Origin of the sequence: Butyrivibrio sp. MC2021 (assembly GCF_000621605.1) — a bacterium.
Classification (GTDB): domain Bacteria; phylum Bacillota; class Clostridia; order Lachnospirales; family Lachnospiraceae; genus Butyrivibrio.
Map to the genome: position 1 here is coordinate 125,832 of NZ_JHXX01000006.1, position 15,517 is coordinate 141,348.

11 protein-coding genes are annotated in these 15,517 nt (G+C 45.0%); 8 read left to right on the forward strand and 3 right to left on the reverse strand.

Features of this window, described 5'->3' with window-relative positions; all coding sequences use genetic code 11:
* Positions 1 to 18: 18 nt before the first annotated feature.
* Complete coding sequence (locus T359_RS0112220) at positions 19 to 1,476, forward strand: GGDEF domain-containing protein (RefSeq protein ID WP_026517734.1); 1,458 nt, start codon at positions 19 to 21, stop codon at positions 1,474 to 1,476.
* Here T359_RS0112220 and T359_RS0112225 read toward each other — a convergent pair whose 3' ends face one another.
* Together T359_RS0112225 and T359_RS0112230 are read right to left on the reverse strand one after the other, a co-directional pair.
* On the reverse strand, positions 1,477 to 2,472 hold the full coding sequence (locus T359_RS0112225; protein ID WP_026517735.1) for an AEC family transporter: 996 nt from the start codon (positions 2,470 to 2,472) through the stop codon (positions 1,477 to 1,479).
* 52 nt (positions 2,473 to 2,524) lie between these two features.
* Positions 2,525 to 3,286 carry an exodeoxyribonuclease III gene (locus tag T359_RS0112230; protein WP_035784392.1) on the reverse strand — a complete coding sequence of 254 codons (762 nt, stop codon included), beginning with the start codon at positions 3,284 to 3,286 and terminating at the stop codon, positions 2,525 to 2,527.
* A 214-nt stretch (positions 3,287 to 3,500) separates the two neighbouring features.
* On the opposite strand from T359_RS0112230, the gene T359_RS0112235 reads away from it, so the two are divergent.
* The 6 genes from T359_RS0112235 to trpA all read left to right on the forward strand — a co-directional run bounded on the left by T359_RS0112235 (position 3,501) and on the right by trpA (position 8,944).
* Complete coding sequence (locus T359_RS0112235; RefSeq protein WP_026517737.1) at positions 3,501 to 4,118, forward strand: hypothetical protein; 618 nt, start codon at positions 3,501 to 3,503, stop codon at positions 4,116 to 4,118.
* A gap of 436 nt (positions 4,119 to 4,554) precedes the next feature.
* Positions 4,555 to 5,571, forward strand: a complete 1,017-nt coding sequence (gene trpD, locus T359_RS0112240; RefSeq protein WP_026517738.1) for an anthranilate phosphoribosyltransferase — start codon at positions 4,555 to 4,557, stop codon at positions 5,569 to 5,571.
* Positions 5,572 to 5,582: 11 nt separating this feature from the next.
* Entirely contained in the window at positions 5,583 to 6,365 is a 783-nt protein-coding gene (trpC, locus tag T359_RS0112245; protein WP_026517739.1) for an indole-3-glycerol phosphate synthase TrpC, read from the forward strand.
* A complete protein-coding gene (locus tag T359_RS0112250) occupies positions 6,362 to 6,967 on the forward strand; it encodes a phosphoribosylanthranilate isomerase (RefSeq protein WP_026517740.1) in 606 nt (201 codons plus the stop codon). The genes trpC and T359_RS0112250 overlap by 4 nt, the downstream gene beginning before the upstream one ends.
* Before the next feature lie 23 nt (positions 6,968 to 6,990).
* Positions 6,991 to 8,181 carry a tryptophan synthase subunit beta gene (gene trpB / locus T359_RS0112255; RefSeq protein ID WP_026517741.1) on the forward strand — a complete coding sequence of 397 codons (1,191 nt, stop codon included), beginning with the start codon at positions 6,991 to 6,993 and terminating at the stop codon, positions 8,179 to 8,181.
* The gene (trpA, locus tag T359_RS0112260) at positions 8,174 to 8,944 is read left to right on the forward strand and encodes a tryptophan synthase subunit alpha (RefSeq protein WP_026517742.1); all 771 of its coding nucleotides are present in this window, start codon (positions 8,174 to 8,176) and stop codon (positions 8,942 to 8,944) included. Before trpB ends, trpA begins: the two co-directional genes overlap by 8 nt.
* A gap of 89 nt (positions 8,945 to 9,033) precedes the next feature.
* Here trpA and T359_RS20245 read toward each other — a convergent pair whose 3' ends face one another.
* Positions 9,034 to 9,966, reverse strand: coding sequence for an alpha/beta hydrolase (locus T359_RS20245; RefSeq protein ID WP_051545347.1), 933 nt, complete (start codon positions 9,964 to 9,966; stop codon positions 9,034 to 9,036).
* A 167-nt stretch (positions 9,967 to 10,133) separates the two neighbouring features.
* On the opposite strand from T359_RS20245, the gene T359_RS0112270 reads away from it, so the two are divergent.
* Complete coding sequence (locus T359_RS0112270) at positions 10,134 to 15,374, forward strand: leucine-rich repeat protein (RefSeq protein WP_026517743.1); 5,241 nt, start codon at positions 10,134 to 10,136, stop codon at positions 15,372 to 15,374.
* Positions 15,375 to 15,517: the final 143 nt, after the last annotated feature.

A 15,517-nucleotide genomic window follows, 5' to 3' on the forward strand; every position in this document is an offset into this window, starting at 1 on the left:
TCATGTGCGAGGGGATATATGAATATTGGACTGTTGATATCTGAATTAGAGGATCAGGACGTTAAAAAAATCTGCATAGGTGCCTGCCAGGCTGCCAAGGAGAAGAAAATCAAGCTCTTCATCATGCCCGGCAGATACCTTTACACGGAAAAAGATGTGGATGAAGACAGGCCCTATGACTATCAGAGTGCTGCTCTCTTCGACTACGCCAACACTTCGGATCTGGATGCTGTTATCATCGACATAGACAGAATCGGCAAGAATGTGCCCATTCTCAAGAAAGAAGCATTCCTCAAGAAGTTTGACAACGTCCCTGTGATCACTCTCACAGAGCAGGAAGGCTACAAAAACGTCAATGAAGTAACCACAGAGCCCTGCAGATTCGAGCAGCTGGGCTACGAGGCAGTATGTGATGCCATTGGTTTTGTGAAAGACGGCAGCATCCCCGCTCCTGCCCCGCTTCAGACCTTCAGTTTCGTGGAGCCTCCCGTTGGAAAGAGTGTTAAGACTCTCTCCGAGCTTGGCTACCAGCTCCTTCACAGAAAATATCCCAAGGAGCAGGCATATCTTGCTTTTACCGAATATGCAGCCAGGGAAGGAATACAGGACTGCGGAGTATTCCTTTATGATAAAAAGATCAGAAACGTTATCAAGTACGCCTGGGAAAAGCCTGAATACATCAGTGCCAAATCCGCTCTTTTAGGCGGAAAGATCCAGGAATTCGCAGAAGAAGAAAGACTTGTGGAAACAGACAAGGTCTTTTCAGTATTTGCAAACAGCAGGGAGAACGTGTTCATCGCAGGCGTCATCTTTGTCGGTGAGTACCAGCTGGGACTTCTGATTACAGAGTTCAGACCCGAAGTTATAGCAGACTACTATTTTGACAGCCTCTTAAGCATTGTTACCGGTGCTTCAAGAGTTGCTTATCTTGAAAAAGAGCTTAAGAAGACCAATGAAGAGCTCTATGAGGTTCAGGAGGAGCTTGCCAGGGACGATTCCGTTCTTGATCACATCGGAGATCAGGACTATCTCACCGGCGGTCTCAACAGACGAGGCTTTTTTGCCAAGGCCTACGATTACCTCAAGGACAACTTCAAGCCCGGAAGCAGCGCCATTGTGGCATATATCCATATGGAATCCCTCAAGAAGATCAATGAGATGTATGGTCATGAGGAAGGCGACAGAGCTGTAAAGAGAGTAGCCCAGATTCTGGAAGAGGTCTTTGAAGGCAGTATTTACGGAAGAATCCGTGGCGATGAATTCGCTGTTATCGATATAACCGAAGATGATGGCAAGGGAGACTCTTTCCGTCAGGAAATGTCCACCCAGAATGCCAAGCTCCTGGCAGAGACCAGCAGATATATCAATCATCTTCAGTATTCTATCTGTGAATTCGGTCATGATGAGAATCTGTCCCTTCGTGAAATGCTGAAGGAAACAGATGAAAATCTCCAGAGGATCAAGGGAAATTATTGATCAGATAATTCCCAGGGATTTGAGGACGAATAACCAGAAGGTCAGTGAGAATGAGCATCCGAAGGTAGTCATCATGATGATACTGCTACTGAGGGTCCCTTCGTGTCCCATGCTCTTGGCCATGATATAGCAGCTGACGGTTGTGGCGGATCCCAGCATTACAAGGATCGCTACTATCTGCTCTCCCGCAAAACCAAGGGAGACTGCGATTGGAAGAAATACAGCTACTAACAGGAATAGTTTTATAAAGCTGGCGCATAGCGCCGGCTTTATTTCATTTGCGGCCTTTCTGAAATCAAAGGTTGCGCCCATGGACATAAGGCCCAGGGGTGTGGCCAGTGCTCCAAGATTTGAAGTAAGAGTGCTGATGATCTTAGGCGTAGGAATCTCGCATACAGACCACAACAAACCTAAGAGAATACCGATGAGAATAGGATTTGTTATGATTCCGAAAAGAGTCTTTTTCATAAGGAGCTTCTTGGAATCATACTTCCGCTCAAGGGAATTCTCATCCTCATCCCCGAGAATAAAGTCCGCGGGAGCAGTAACCATCAGGACTACAACTGCGAAGATATTGTAAAGGGGCACGCTGCCCAGTATCATAAGGGGCGCCATGCCTGAGCCCGCATCCCCGTAGATATTGTGGATAAAGGCGATTCCAAGGAGGGCTGCGCTGCTTCTGTAGGAGCCCTGGATGAACTCTCCTCTCCTACCCTTGTTTTTCACAAGAATCAGAGATAAAAGCGAGATCAGAAGGATACTTACTGCTGTGGTCACAAAACAAAACAGCACGAACTTGCCGTTCCAGGCGGAAGCGAAATCCTCTTTTGACAGGTCGCTGAACAAAAGCACCGGCAGAGCTACCTTGAAGACGAATTTGTTCATCCAGGCAGCAGCTTTATCGTCGATGAGGCCGATTTTGTTGAATATATAGCCCAGCACCATCAGAAGGAAAATTGGCAGTGTGGCATTTAAGCTAAAGACAAGATTAGACATATTTCTCCTCCAAAAAGGCTGATACAACATACTGTATCAGCCAGTTCAATACTTACTTCAGTATAAGTCCTACGGGACAGTGATCGGAGCCAAGGGCATCGGAATAGATCTTGGCATCTTCTACCCTATCCATAAAGCTCTCGGAAACAACGAAGTAGTCAATACGCCAGCCTGCGTTCTTGGCTCTTGAGTTGAATCTGTAGCTCCACCAGGAATATGCACCCTCAAGATCCGGATAAAAATGTCTGAAGGTGTCGACAAGGCCTGAGCCAACCACATTGTCGAATTTGGCTCTCTCTTCGTCTGTAAATCCCGCATGTCCGCGGTTGGGCTTGGGATTTTTAAGGTCTATCTCCTTGTGGGCAACATTCAGATCGCCACAGTAGATAACAGGCTTTTTCTCCTCAAGCTTTTTGATATATGCAAGGAAATCATCCTCCCAGACCTGTCTGTACTCAAGTCTTGAAAGGTCCTCTTTTGCATTGGGAACATAGACCGTAACCAGGTAGTAATCAGGATATTCGGCAGTTATCACTCTTCCCTCGTGGTCGTGCTCTTCTATTCCGAGGCCGTAGGTAACTGACAGAGGCTTTTCTTTTGTGAAGATCGCCGTTCCGGAGTAACCCTTTTTCTCAGCATAGTTCCAGTACTCCTCGTAGCCCGGCAGGTCCATCTCTATCTGACCCTCCTGGAGCTTGGTCTCCTGAAGACAGATCACATCAGGCTGCTCTTTATCCATAAATTCCTGAAAGCATCCCTTTGAAACACAGGCCCTGAGGCCGTTTACATTCCATGATACAAGCTTAAGTCCCATAAAATCCGCCTTTCTTATATTCACTAAATATAAAACTATGATATCACAAAAGCTAATGTATATCAGTAACATACGCAAGTCCGCCACATAAACCGCTGTAACTTGCCCAATGAGAAGTGTTTGTGATAGTAATAAAATGTTATCATTACCTTAAGTTCAAGCAAAAATCCCATTTTTTCAAAATAGAAAACAGAAAAAGAAAAGAGGAAAACCTGTGAATTATAGAAAGATAATCGCGCTGGCACTGACATTTTCCACAGTTATAGCAGCTATGGGCTGTTCCAATAAAGAGGAAGATGACCGATATATACATGATTCTGCCAGAATACCATATATTGGCGGAACAGTTGTTAACTATACCACCGCAGAATTCGTTGAATCCTACGAAGAAACTCCCATAGTGATGGAAAGACATAATTACAACATCACACTTTATGAGAATGAACATGTACCCTTCATGGAGAATGCCGAAAAAGTTAGAGAGTCCATATATGCCTATGACACAAATATTCCCCGCTATGTCCCTGAAGAAAACTTCGTTGCATACTTCGCATTTGAGGGATCTTCATCTGTATGTGATCACTACCTGGTATTCAAAGAGGATGGACAGTTCAAGGTCCGGAAGGAAAGCTTCAACTGCGGAGATTCCACTTTTTACTATGGAACAATCGATAATGTTACATACTTTTTAGAGGAATTTGCGGAAAAAGATCCTGTGCAGTACGTTTCAAATGACCTGGCCGGTGGCGAAGAAAGCTACGGAGTCATAGTATACGAGTCCAGAGGAAAGATATACGCCACAGTAATGGCCAACATATTCGCAGAAAATTAATCTTTTTTTCTTGACAGATAAAGGAGCCTGGTTTAATATTTATTCAAGTTAATACTTTAAACCGATGAAGCGGAGATAACGGCTATAATGCCTACACAGAGAGCCCGGGTTGCTGAGAACGGGTAAGAAACAGGTAGTCAAATGGACCGCGGAGGGTGCAGTCAAATGCCTCTTTTACCAAATAACAGAGAGACAAAGTATTCTGCAACGTGGATCGCATACGTCAGTTGCGAGGGATATGATGGTATCCTGATTAAGCGCGTAGTATATTCACTACGAATTCAAGGTGGCACCGCGGATAGATTATAAATATTCGTCCTTGACAGAGGTTATTCTCTGCCAAGGACTTTCGTGTATTAGGACAAGTTCTCAAAGAAGCGTTTTGGCAGAAGAATAGCCAAGACGCTTAAATTTTTATGAAAAGGAGAACAAAGAAATGATCAAGGAAGCTATCGTAAAAATCGTAAACAAGGAAGACCTTACCTATGATGAAGCCTACGCGGTAATGAATGAGATAATGAGCGGCGAGACAAGCCCTACTCAGAATGCCGCATTCCTGTCAGCCCTTTCCACCAAGAGTGCAAGAGCCGAGACAACAGACGAGATCGCAGGCTGCGCAGCTGCCATGAGAGAGCACGCTACACAGGTTGAGACAGGAATGGATATATTTGAGATCGTTGGAACAGGTGGAGATAACGCAGGAAGCTTCAACATTTCCACCACCTCAGCTCTTGTGGCTGCAGCCGGCGGAATGAAGGTTGCCAAGCACGGTAACAGAGCAGCTTCCTCCAAGTGCGGAACCGCTGACTGTCTGGAGGCTCTCGGAGTTAACATCCAGCAGGATCCTGAGAAGTGCATAGAGCTTCTTGAAAAAGTTGGTATGTGCTTCTTCTTTGCACAGAAGTATCACACCTCCATGAAATATGTAGGAGCCATAAGAAAAGAGCTAGGCTTCAGGACAGTGTTCAATATCCTCGGACCACTTACCAACCCCGGCAAGCCCGCAATGCAGCTTCTTGGTGTATATGACGAGTACCTGGTTCAGCCCCTGGCACAGGTTCTTGTAAGCCTTGGAGTTAAGCGCGGAATGGTTGTTTACGGACAGGACAAGCTGGATGAGATCTCCCTTAGCGCACCCACAACAGTGTGCGAGATCAAGGACGGCTGGTACAAGGTTTACACCATAACTCCCGAGGACTTTGGTCTTACAAGATGTGAGAAAAAAGACCTGGTGGGCGGAACTCCTGAAGAAAACGCAGAGATCACAAGAAAGATCCTTGCAGGAGAAAAGGGACCAAAGAGAGACGCAGTTCTTATGAACGCCGGTGCATCCCTTTACATCGGCGGCAAGGCAGAGACCTTCGCTGCTGGCGTTAAGCTGGCAGCAGAGATCATCGATTCAGGCAAGGCAACAGAGACACTTAACAAGCTTATTGAAGTAAGTAACGCATAATTGGAGCTATCATGACAATCCTTGATGAACTGGCGAAGTACGCCGTATACAGAACAGAGCAGGCAAAAAAGAACAGACCCCTTGAGGAAGTAAGAAGACAGGCGGAGAGCCTTCCAAAGGGCAGTTTCGAATTCGAAGAAGCCCTGAAAAAGCCCGGAATGTCCTTCATCTGTGAATGTAAAAAGGCATCACCTTCCAAGGGCCTCATCGCTCCGGACTTTCCATACCTTGATATTGCCAAGTCCTATGAGGAGGCAGGAGCCGACTGCATTTCCGTTCTCACAGAGCCCAAGTGGTTCCTGGGCTCCGATGAATACCTGAGGGAGATTACAGAGACAGTGAAGATCCCCTGCATCAGGAAGGACTTCACCGTAGATGAGTACATGATCTTCGAAGCCAAGAATCTGGGAGCCAAGGCAGTTCTTCTTATCTGCTCCATCCTTGAGAAGAGCCGGATAAAAGAGTATATGGATATCTGCGATGAACTTGGCCTGTCAGCCCTGGTGGAGACCCACGACGAGCGGGAGATAGACACCGCAGTCTCTGTGGGAGCCAGGATTATCGGCGTCAACAACAGAAACCTCAAGGACTTCCATGTGGATACCTCCAATTCCGCAAGACTTCGGAGCCTTGTTCCCGAGGGAAACGTCTTCGTATCCGAGAGCGGAATCTCCAAGGGCGAGGACATAGCGGCCCTTAAGAGCATCGGAGTTGATGCGGTTCTCATAGGAGAGATGCTCATGAGAGCACCGGACAAAAAGGCTTTATTACAGGAGCTTAAGGCAATCAAATGACAAAGATCAAGTTGTGCGGACTATCAAGAACTGAAGATATAGAGGCTGTGAATCAGCTTTTACCTGACTTCATGGGATTTGTCTTTTACGAAAAGAGTGTAAGAAACGTATCCTTAGACAGGGCAAAAGAGCTGAAAGCACTGCTGGATTCCAGGATCAAGGCGGTGGGCGTCTTCGTGGATGAGGACCCCGAGTTCATAAAAAAGCTCTCCTCTGAAAATGTGATAGATATCATCCAGCTCCACGGCTCAGAGGATGAGGCCTATGTAGAGAATATCAAGGCAGCCACCGGCCGCCCCGTGATACAGGCCTTCAAGGTAAAGGAGCCTCAGGATGTGGAAAAAGCCAACAATTCCAAGGCAGATTACATCCTTCTTGATTCAGGCATGGGCACCGGAAAGCCCTTTAACTGGGAGCTTTTACAGGGAATAAAAAGAGATTACTTCCTGGCGGGCGGTCTTTTCCCGGAAAACGTGAAAGAGGCCATAGAGACAGTAAAGCCCTACGCCGTTGACGTAAGCTCAGGAATAGAAACTGATAAGAAAAAAGATGTGGATAAAATGAGGCGTTTTGTGGATAACGTACGAAACGCAGCGGGTTAAAAAGGAAAAAGAGGAGAAATATTATGACCAATCCAAAGGGAAGATTCGGAATACACGGCGGACAGTATATTCCGGAAACACTGATGAATGCAGTTATAGAGTTGGAAGAAGCCTACAACAAATATAAGGATGACCCGGAATTTAACCGCGAGCTCCAGGAGCTTTTTAACGAGTACGCAGGTCGTCCCTCAAGGCTCTACTATGCTGAGAAGATGACCAGGGACCTGGGGGGCGCCAAAATCTACTTAAAGAGAGAGGACCTCAATCACACAGGAGCCCACAAGATCAACAACGTTCTGGGACAGGCCCTTCTTGCCAAAAAGATGGGGAAGACAAGACTCATCGCCGAGACCGGCGCGGGACAGCACGGCGTTGCAACCGCCACAGCTGCGGCACTTTTTGGAATGGAATGTGTTGTTTTCATGGGCGAAGAGGACACCAAGAGACAGGCCCTTAACGTATATAAGATGAGACTTCTGGGAGCAGAGGTCATCCCTGTTAAGACAGGAACCGCAACCCTCAAGGACGCCGTATCAGAGGCAATGCGTGAGTGGACTTCCAGAATCAGCGATACCCACTACTGTCTTGGCTCAGTTATGGGACCTCACCCTTTCCCCACCATCGTTCGTGACTTCCAGGCTGTTATCTCCAAGGAGATCAAGGAGCAGATGCTGGAAAAAGAGGGAAGACTTCCCGATGCAGTTATCGCCTGCGTTGGCGGCGGATCCAATGCCATCGGAAGCTTCTACAATTTCATCGAGGATGAGAGCGTAGAGCTCATCGGATGCGAGGCCGCAGGAAGAGGAATCGATACCTTTGAGACCGCAGCCACCATCAACACCGGAAGACTTGGAATTTTCCACGGCATGAAGTCCTACTTCTGCCAGGATGAATATGGTCAGATAGCTCCTGTTTACTCCATTTCAGCAGGCCTGGACTATCCCGGAATCGGACCGGAGCACGCATATCTCCACGATTCCAAGAGAGCAAAATATGTGGCAATCACAGATGACGAGGCCGTTGACGCCTTTGAGTACCTTTCAAGGACAGAGGGAATCATCCCCGCCATCGAGTCATCACACGCCCTTGCTTATGCCATGAAGGTAGCACCCACCATGGACAAAGACAAGATAATCGTAGTTACAATTTCAGGCCGCGGCGACAAGGACTGCGCAGCCATTGCCCGCTACAGAGGGGAGGATATCAATGAGTAATATTAAAAAAGCCTTCGAAAACGGAAAGGCCTTCGTAGCCTTCATCACCTGCGGTGATCCGGACCTTGAGACCACCAAAAAGACAGTTATAGAAGCTGCCAACAACGGAGCAGACCTTATCGAGCTGGGAATCCCTTTTTCCGATCCCACAGCTGAGGGTCCTGTTATTCAGGGAGCCAACCTCCGTGCTCTCACCGGCGGCGTTACAACAGATAAGATCTTTGATTTCGTGGAGGACCTCAGAAAAGAGGTAACCATTCCCCTGGTATTCATGACCTACGCCAACGTGGTTTATTCCTACGGCTCAGAGAAATTCATGGCCAACTGCCAGAAGGTGGGCATCGACGGAATCATCCTTCCGGACCTTCCCTTCGAGGAAAAAGAGGAGTTTGATGAAGTCTGCAATAAGTACGGAGTGGACCTGGTGTCACTGATCGCCCCTACCTCAGAGAACAGAATCGCCATGATCGCCAAGGAAGCCAAGGGCTTTTTGTACATCGTATCAAGTCTTGGCGTAACAGGAACCAGAAGCGAGATCACCACAGACCTGGGCTCCATGGTAAAGATCGTAAAAGAGAACACAGATATTCCCTGTGCCATCGGCTTTGGAATCTCAACTCCCGAGCAGGCAGAACGCATCTCCAAGCTTTCTGACGGCGTAATCGTAGGTTCCGCCATCATCAAGATCCTTGAGAAATACGGAAAAGAAGCTCCAAAATACGTAGGCGAATACGTAAAGAGCATGAAAGAGGCTATAGCATAAACTTCATATAAATCCTTTTTATCCTGTTAAATTACTGAAAACCCCTGAGAGCACTGAGCTTTCAGGGGTTTTTGGTATTCTTGTCATATTCAGAATGAAATCTTCATAAGGAAGCTGGCAACCTTGTTCCAGTAATTGGTGGGATCCTTGACCACGCCCTCGATATGTCCGGCCCCAAGGATCATACAGAACTGCTTGGGGCAGTTAGCTGCTTCATAGAGCCTTGAGCACATGTGAGGATCGATAAAGGTATCGTTGTCACCGTGCATGAAAAGCGTCGGGGTCTTACTTATCTGAACCGCATCAATGGGGCGAACCCTGTTGATGTCATAGCCTGCACGAAGAAGGATCAGCAGTCTTGCCAGGCCCAGTGCGATGGGAACAGGAACGAAGGAGCCCTTGAAGCTCTTGTAGGTATCGGCAAACTGCTCACGAAGTACAGAGTAGGCACTGTCTGCGATGGCACCCTTCACATTCTCGGGAAGGGACTCCCCTGTAGTCATCAGGGTTGTGGCAGCACCCATGCTCATGCCGTGAAGAATGATCTTGGCCTCGGGATCTCTTTTGATGATCCAGTAGATCCACTCCAGGATATCAAGCCTGTCGTCGTAGCCATAGCCGATATACTTGCCCTCGCTCTTACCGAAGCCTCTAAGGTCAGGAAGCAGGCAGTTGATACCCTTTTCAAGATAGTGCTCTGCGTAAACGCCGTTGGCCTCGTGGTTATCCCAGATTCCGTGGATAAGTATCACATATCTGTGGCTCTCATCCTTGGCGGGAATGTAGGAAGCATGGAGCTTGAGCTGATCAATGCTGTCAATGTACATGTCCTGTCTGCGCTCGTGATTTCTGACAAAGCGGCGGCCCTTGGTGATCTCAGGGGCTAAATCCCTTACGTCGTCTTCATCTGTGTGCTGCTTGGGAACAGCAGAGATCTGGTATATGTAATTTCCGAAGGCATATGCTCCGCCAAAAAGGGCGGTAAAAATGCCAAGTCCTAAAATTGTATTTTTCTTACTCATTGTTACTCCTATTTCAAAGCATTTGACATATATCATATGATACCATCTTTTGGGAATAATATCGCATACTTTAGAATATTATTATTTTTCTTTTAAAATGATGACATTTATGTTATAAATTATAGCAACTATAAAGAAAACGCGTTTTTTTTTTGGGAGTCAAAGGTATGAGAAAAGGTTTTATCAGACTGGCTTCGGGGGTGGCCGGTTCAATTCTTATGTTCAACGCTGTCTTTTCGGCCACAGCCGGGGCGGCATCTTACGATTCTTATGAGGAATCACTTTTCACGGAAGAATCAACAACAGAGGAGATAGTGCTTGAGCCTGAAGAGGGCTCAGAGGAGAGCTCATCAGAATATTCAGAGGATGAGATTCTCATTCAGGAGGAAGAAGTGGTTGAAGAGGAGATTCCTGAAGAAGAAATCCTTCTTTCCGAGGAAGCTTCAGACACAGCATCTGAGGCTGTTTCCGAGGATTCTGATGAAGAAACAGCCGGGTTCACTGAGGACTATACAGGCCAGACCAGCGGCAAATGCGGTGACAACGCCACCTGGAGCTATAACAAGACCAAGGGTGTTCTTACCATAGGCGGTAGCGGAGCTATGTGGGACTATAAAGAAGGCTACTTTAGAAATACTGAAATTGTTGATAAGAGCTCAGCTCCATGGTTTCAATATTATAAAAGCATAAAAGATGTTGTAATTTCAGATGATATTACCCATATTGGAGCAGCTGCATTTGTTGGAATTAAACGTAGTGGTTCAGAAAAATTCAAATTACCATCAAAGCTTTCCAGTGTAGGCAAATTTGCTTTTGCCGATTTTGACGTTGGAGGTAAGGAGTTTGTAATTCCGGGTTCATTAAAAAAGGTAAGTGATTATGCCTTTTCTCAAATGCGATGTACTTTCGCACCACTGGTATTTTCAGAAGGTATAGAAGAAATCGGAACAGGGGCTTTTTACCGTGCAAATGTGGGATCGGTTACCTGGCCTAATACAATAACTACTTTCGGAGAGAAGGCTTTTTGCAAGTTTTCGTATATTAGTAATTTTGTTATCCCTGCCAGTGTTAAAACCATAAAAAGTATGGGATGTGCCGAACTTACTCCGGCCAAGACAGTGACATTTGAGGGTGACCTGCCAAAGCTTGGAGAAGGTGCTTTTGCCGATGATATAGTGATTGTATATTATGACGGAAAGAACTCAACCTTTAGTGAAACTAACAGGAAAAACGCTTCCAAACACTTTAAGGAAGTAACCTGGGTGGATAAAAATGCTAAAGTTTCTAATAAAGCCGGAGATAATATCACCTGGAAAATGAACAAAGGTACCCTTACATTTGAGGGATACGGCGATATGTATAACTATTCACCTTCAAACCTGCCGGAATGGTATAGGTATGGAGAAGATATAATATTTCTTGTGCTGGATTCCAGAATCACCAGCATAGGAGATTATGCATTTTACAATTTTAATCCTCTTCAATCGGTCAATAAAACTACAAATCCTCTGGTATTTCCTAAAAAGCTCAGCAGGATTGGAAAATATGCCTTTGCCAACACAACCATTTTAAACTGCAAGTTTCCCGGGAAAGTTACCAGAATAGAAGAATATGCTTTTTATAATTCAGATATTACCTGTGAAGGAGAGTTCCCAAAGGGCGTTAAATATATAGGTGATTATGGATTTTATACTTCTAAATACGGTTGGTCATTCAAGAGTATCAAGCTGGACAGCCTAGAGTATCTGGGAGAACACGGATTATGCGGAAGTGAAAATACCCCAATTGATCTGAAGCTTCCTTCAACTCTTACATATATTGGTGACAATGCATTCGGCGGATGTAAGAGTATGGATGGAAAGCTGGTTCTGCCTGATAAACTTACCTATCTTGGAGAGTATTCTTTTTATAATGTCAGTAACCTCAACACATCAGTAACAATTCCTTCAGGAGTTAAGGATTTTAATTCGAGAGTATTTGAAAATACTGATGTCAAAGAAATCATCTTAAGTGAAGGCACTAGGAATTTTGCGGCTGATGCTATATACGATATGCCCAAGCTTGAAAAGATAACCTTTGCAGGGGATTATCCTGAACTGGACAACTACTTTTTTAAAAATGCGTCCACTAAGATGAAGGTCTATTACTCATTCGACGGAAAGGGCTGGTCTGACGCCATCGACAACCTTACTTATGATGAGGAACTGGTAAGCTTCGTGCCCTACGGAAACAATAAGACCACAGTAACCTTTGTAGATCTCAGTGGAAAAACTGTGGCAACCAAGGAAGTGTCCGTGGGAGATAAAGTATCTGCGCCAAGCATAAGTCTTAAGAACGGCCAGGAGCTTGGAGGCTGGTATACCGCTAAAGATGAACAGTTCAGCGGAACCAAGTGGAACTTTGCGAATCCTGTAAGGGGAAAAATGACCCTTTATGCAGGTCTTAAATATGAAGGCTACAAGATCATTTTCAAAACAAACGGCGGAAGCAAAGTAGCACAGCAGATAGTTGATGAAAGCGGAAAAGCCACTGTAAAAAAGCCGGAGAAGCCAACAAAAAAAGGCTACAGATTTATCCTTTGGTGCTCCGACAGAAATCTTACCAAGACATATAATTTTTCAGATTATGTCACACAGGATATGGTTTTATACGCTTATTGGGCAGAGTTTAGACCACAAGTGACCTATGTTCTTTCTGAATTCGAGGTTTCATTTACATCATCTCCACGGTTTACCTCGATTTATCTTAATGGCTGGAAATTTTTACAAGAGGAGAGTCGGGTAGCTATTTATGAAAATACCGGTTATTACAAATTCCTGGGCTGGTATTTTGATAAAGCATACACTAAAAAGGTTTCTGAGGATTTTGTTCCCAAGGAAGATATTACAGTATATGCAAAATGGGAATACAAATATCTGAAAGTGACTATTGATAGCAAGGATGGAACAACTCCCAAGGTTGATAAGATCCATTATGGTGAAAGGTACTTAAAACCGGAGCAGAAGCAGCGTGCGGGATATACATTTGATAACTGGTATTATGATAATAATGGCAGGGAACAGGTATACAGCAGTCAATTTCTTACAAAAGATACGACAATCTATGCTAAATGGAATCCGGGCAAGGTAAAGATAGATTATATAATTCCGATTACCCAGTATAATCAGAATTACACTTTCAGCAGATCTCAGCTTGTAGGAACAGAGTTTAACACAGACGATGACAATTTTAATAAGTATTATGGATACAGCCTTATATTTGAGGGCTGGTATTTTGACAAAGACTTCAAAAAGCCTGTTCCCGCGGGATATATAGTTGAGGGTGACTTAACTGTTTACGGAAAAGTCCTTATGAAAACCTTTACGGTAAAGATCGATCCCAATAACGGAACCGATAAGCCTTATGAGGTTCAGGTAGAATACGGAAAGTCCTACCAGCCTGACATCCCGGCGAAAACAGGATATGAATTTGCCGGATGGAAGTACACCTTCAGCGATGGCAGGACCGGAACAGGTTCTTCCATAAGTAATGTAACCTCAGACGTATCTGCTGTTGCTCAGTGGAAAAAAGCTGCATCATCAGAAGATGTGGTAATTAAGGGCGTTGAGGATATGGAATATACCGGAAGCCCTGTGACACTGCCGAGATTCAAGATTATGCAAGGCAGCATCATGTTGAACCCTGATAAGTGCTATACACTAAAGTACAGCAATAACGTAAAAGTCGGCACAGCTACCGGGACCGTGACCTTCAAGGGAGACTATCACGGCACCAGAACCTTTACCTTTGAGATCAGGAAAGCAAATGTTAAAAAGGCTTATTCTTCCGGAAAACTTAAGGTTCAGGGAGCAGATACTCTTTTTGCATATAATCAGAAAGAGCAGAAGGCCAAGCCGGTACTGACCTTTGTAAAGGGCAACGGAAAGACACTTAAACTCAAGGAAAACAAGGATTACACCCTTGAGTACAAGGGAATAACCCAGGAGAACGGAAAGGCAAGAACTCCTTTTAAGGATCCGGGAAAAGATACCCTTATCATAAAGGGAATCGGAAACTTCGAAGGACAGCTTGAATTTACCCAGAGAATTACTGCCGACAAGCCTGTTACAAAGCTCAGTATCTCAGGGGTAAGCAAGTCTTACACCTATACCGGAAAGGCCATCTGTCCTGAGTTTACTGTTAAGGACGGAAAGACAGTTGTGGGCAGCTTCAAGGATGGAAAATTCGTCAGCGACAGCCTCAGCTATAAGTACACCAACAACACAGAGCCCGGAACCGCTACTATTGCTATAACTGCTAAAGAAGGTAAGGGCTACGACGGAACATTAGTTATCAGCTTTGAAATTAAGGCAATAAGCATTGCCAAGGCCAGAGTGGAAGGCATTGAAAACAAGGTCTTCTGCGGAGAATACGCTGATCAGGAGAATATCAGGGTTTACCTTAAGTCCTCCGATGAGCCTCTCTACGGTGTGGAGCAGGAGGCTTATTCCAATATGAGCTCCGAGCAGAAAAAGAAGGTGAATTATTACTATGTCTGCAAGGATCATTTCTATGCAGGCACAGCAAAGGTTGTGATCAGAGGCGTTAACGGATATGAGGGAAAAATTACCAAGACCTTTAAAGTAGAGCGCTGCGACCTGGCATCAGATGAATGTAAAGCTGTTCTGACATGTGCTCAGGAGGCAAGGTATGCCAAGAAGGGCAGCAGACCTTCCGTAACCGTGACCGCCTTAGGAGAAAAACTGTATTCGTCCGAATACACAGTTAAATACAAAAACAACAAAAAGGTTGGTGAAACCGCCACAGTAACAGTCAAGGGAAAAGGAAATTACAAGGGCACTCTGAGTAAGGAATTCAAGGTCGTAAAGGCTGATATTTCCAAGTGCAAAGTAAAGGCCAAGGACGTAGCCTTCAAGGATAAGGCCGGTAATTTCGTAACCACCTTTACAGTTTATGACTCCGATGGCGTAAAACTCAAAGCCGGCACAGACTATGACAAAAATGTTGTATATAAGAAGGGCGGAACAGCACTCAATTCCAAGGAAGATAAAGTATCCGTCGGAACTTATATGGCAATAGAGATCACCGGCAAAGGTAACTATGAAGGAAAAGTGCAGGGACGATACACCGTTAAGAGCGATCTTAAGTCCGGTAAGAAAAAGGACATCAGTAAGGTAAAGTTCACTGTAAAGGATTATTACTACACAGGTGACAATATTAATCCAAATGAGTATGACATAGTTGCCAGGGACGGTAAAAAGAATCTGGTTTTCAATCAGGATTACTACATCTTAAGATATGAAAACAACAAGCATGTGGGAACCGGAACCATAATAATTGAGGGCACCGGAAACTATACCGGAACAACAACTGTCAAATTTAAGATAAAACCCAGAGAAATAGAATAATAAAGAAGCGCCATTCACCGCGGTTTATAACGCCCGGTGGGTGGCGTTTTCTATTTTGCAAAAACATGGCAAAAAATGACGATAAAATAGCATATTCTGAGAAGCAATATGTGCGAAAATGCTAAATAATCAGAATAAGGAAT

Bases quoted from the DNA above. Each gene is read 5' to 3' on its own strand.
- T359_RS0112220 (WP_026517734.1), top strand. From the start codon at position 19: ATGAATATTGGACTGTTGATATCTGAATTAGAGGATCAGGACGTTAAA.
- T359_RS0112225 (WP_026517735.1), bottom strand. From the start codon at position 2,472: ATGTCTAATCTTGTCTTTAGCTTAAATGCCACACTGCCAATTTTCCTT.
- T359_RS0112230 (WP_035784392.1), bottom strand. From the start codon at position 3,286: ATGGGACTTAAGCTTGTATCATGGAATGTAAACGGCCTCAGGGCCTGT.
- trpD (WP_026517738.1), top strand. From the start codon at position 4,555: ATGATCAAGGAAGCTATCGTAAAAATCGTAAACAAGGAAGACCTTACC.
- trpC (WP_026517739.1), top strand. From the start codon at position 5,583: ATGACAATCCTTGATGAACTGGCGAAGTACGCCGTATACAGAACAGAG.
- T359_RS0112250 (WP_026517740.1), top strand. From the start codon at position 6,362: ATGACAAAGATCAAGTTGTGCGGACTATCAAGAACTGAAGATATAGAG.
- trpB (WP_026517741.1), top strand. From the start codon at position 6,991: ATGACCAATCCAAAGGGAAGATTCGGAATACACGGCGGACAGTATATT.
- trpA (WP_026517742.1), top strand. From the start codon at position 8,174: ATGAGTAATATTAAAAAAGCCTTCGAAAACGGAAAGGCCTTCGTAGCC.
- T359_RS20245 (WP_051545347.1), bottom strand. From the start codon at position 9,966: ATGAGTAAGAAAAATACAATTTTAGGACTTGGCATTTTTACCGCCCTT.
- T359_RS0112270 (WP_026517743.1), top strand. From the start codon at position 10,134: ATGAGAAAAGGTTTTATCAGACTGGCTTCGGGGGTGGCCGGTTCAATT.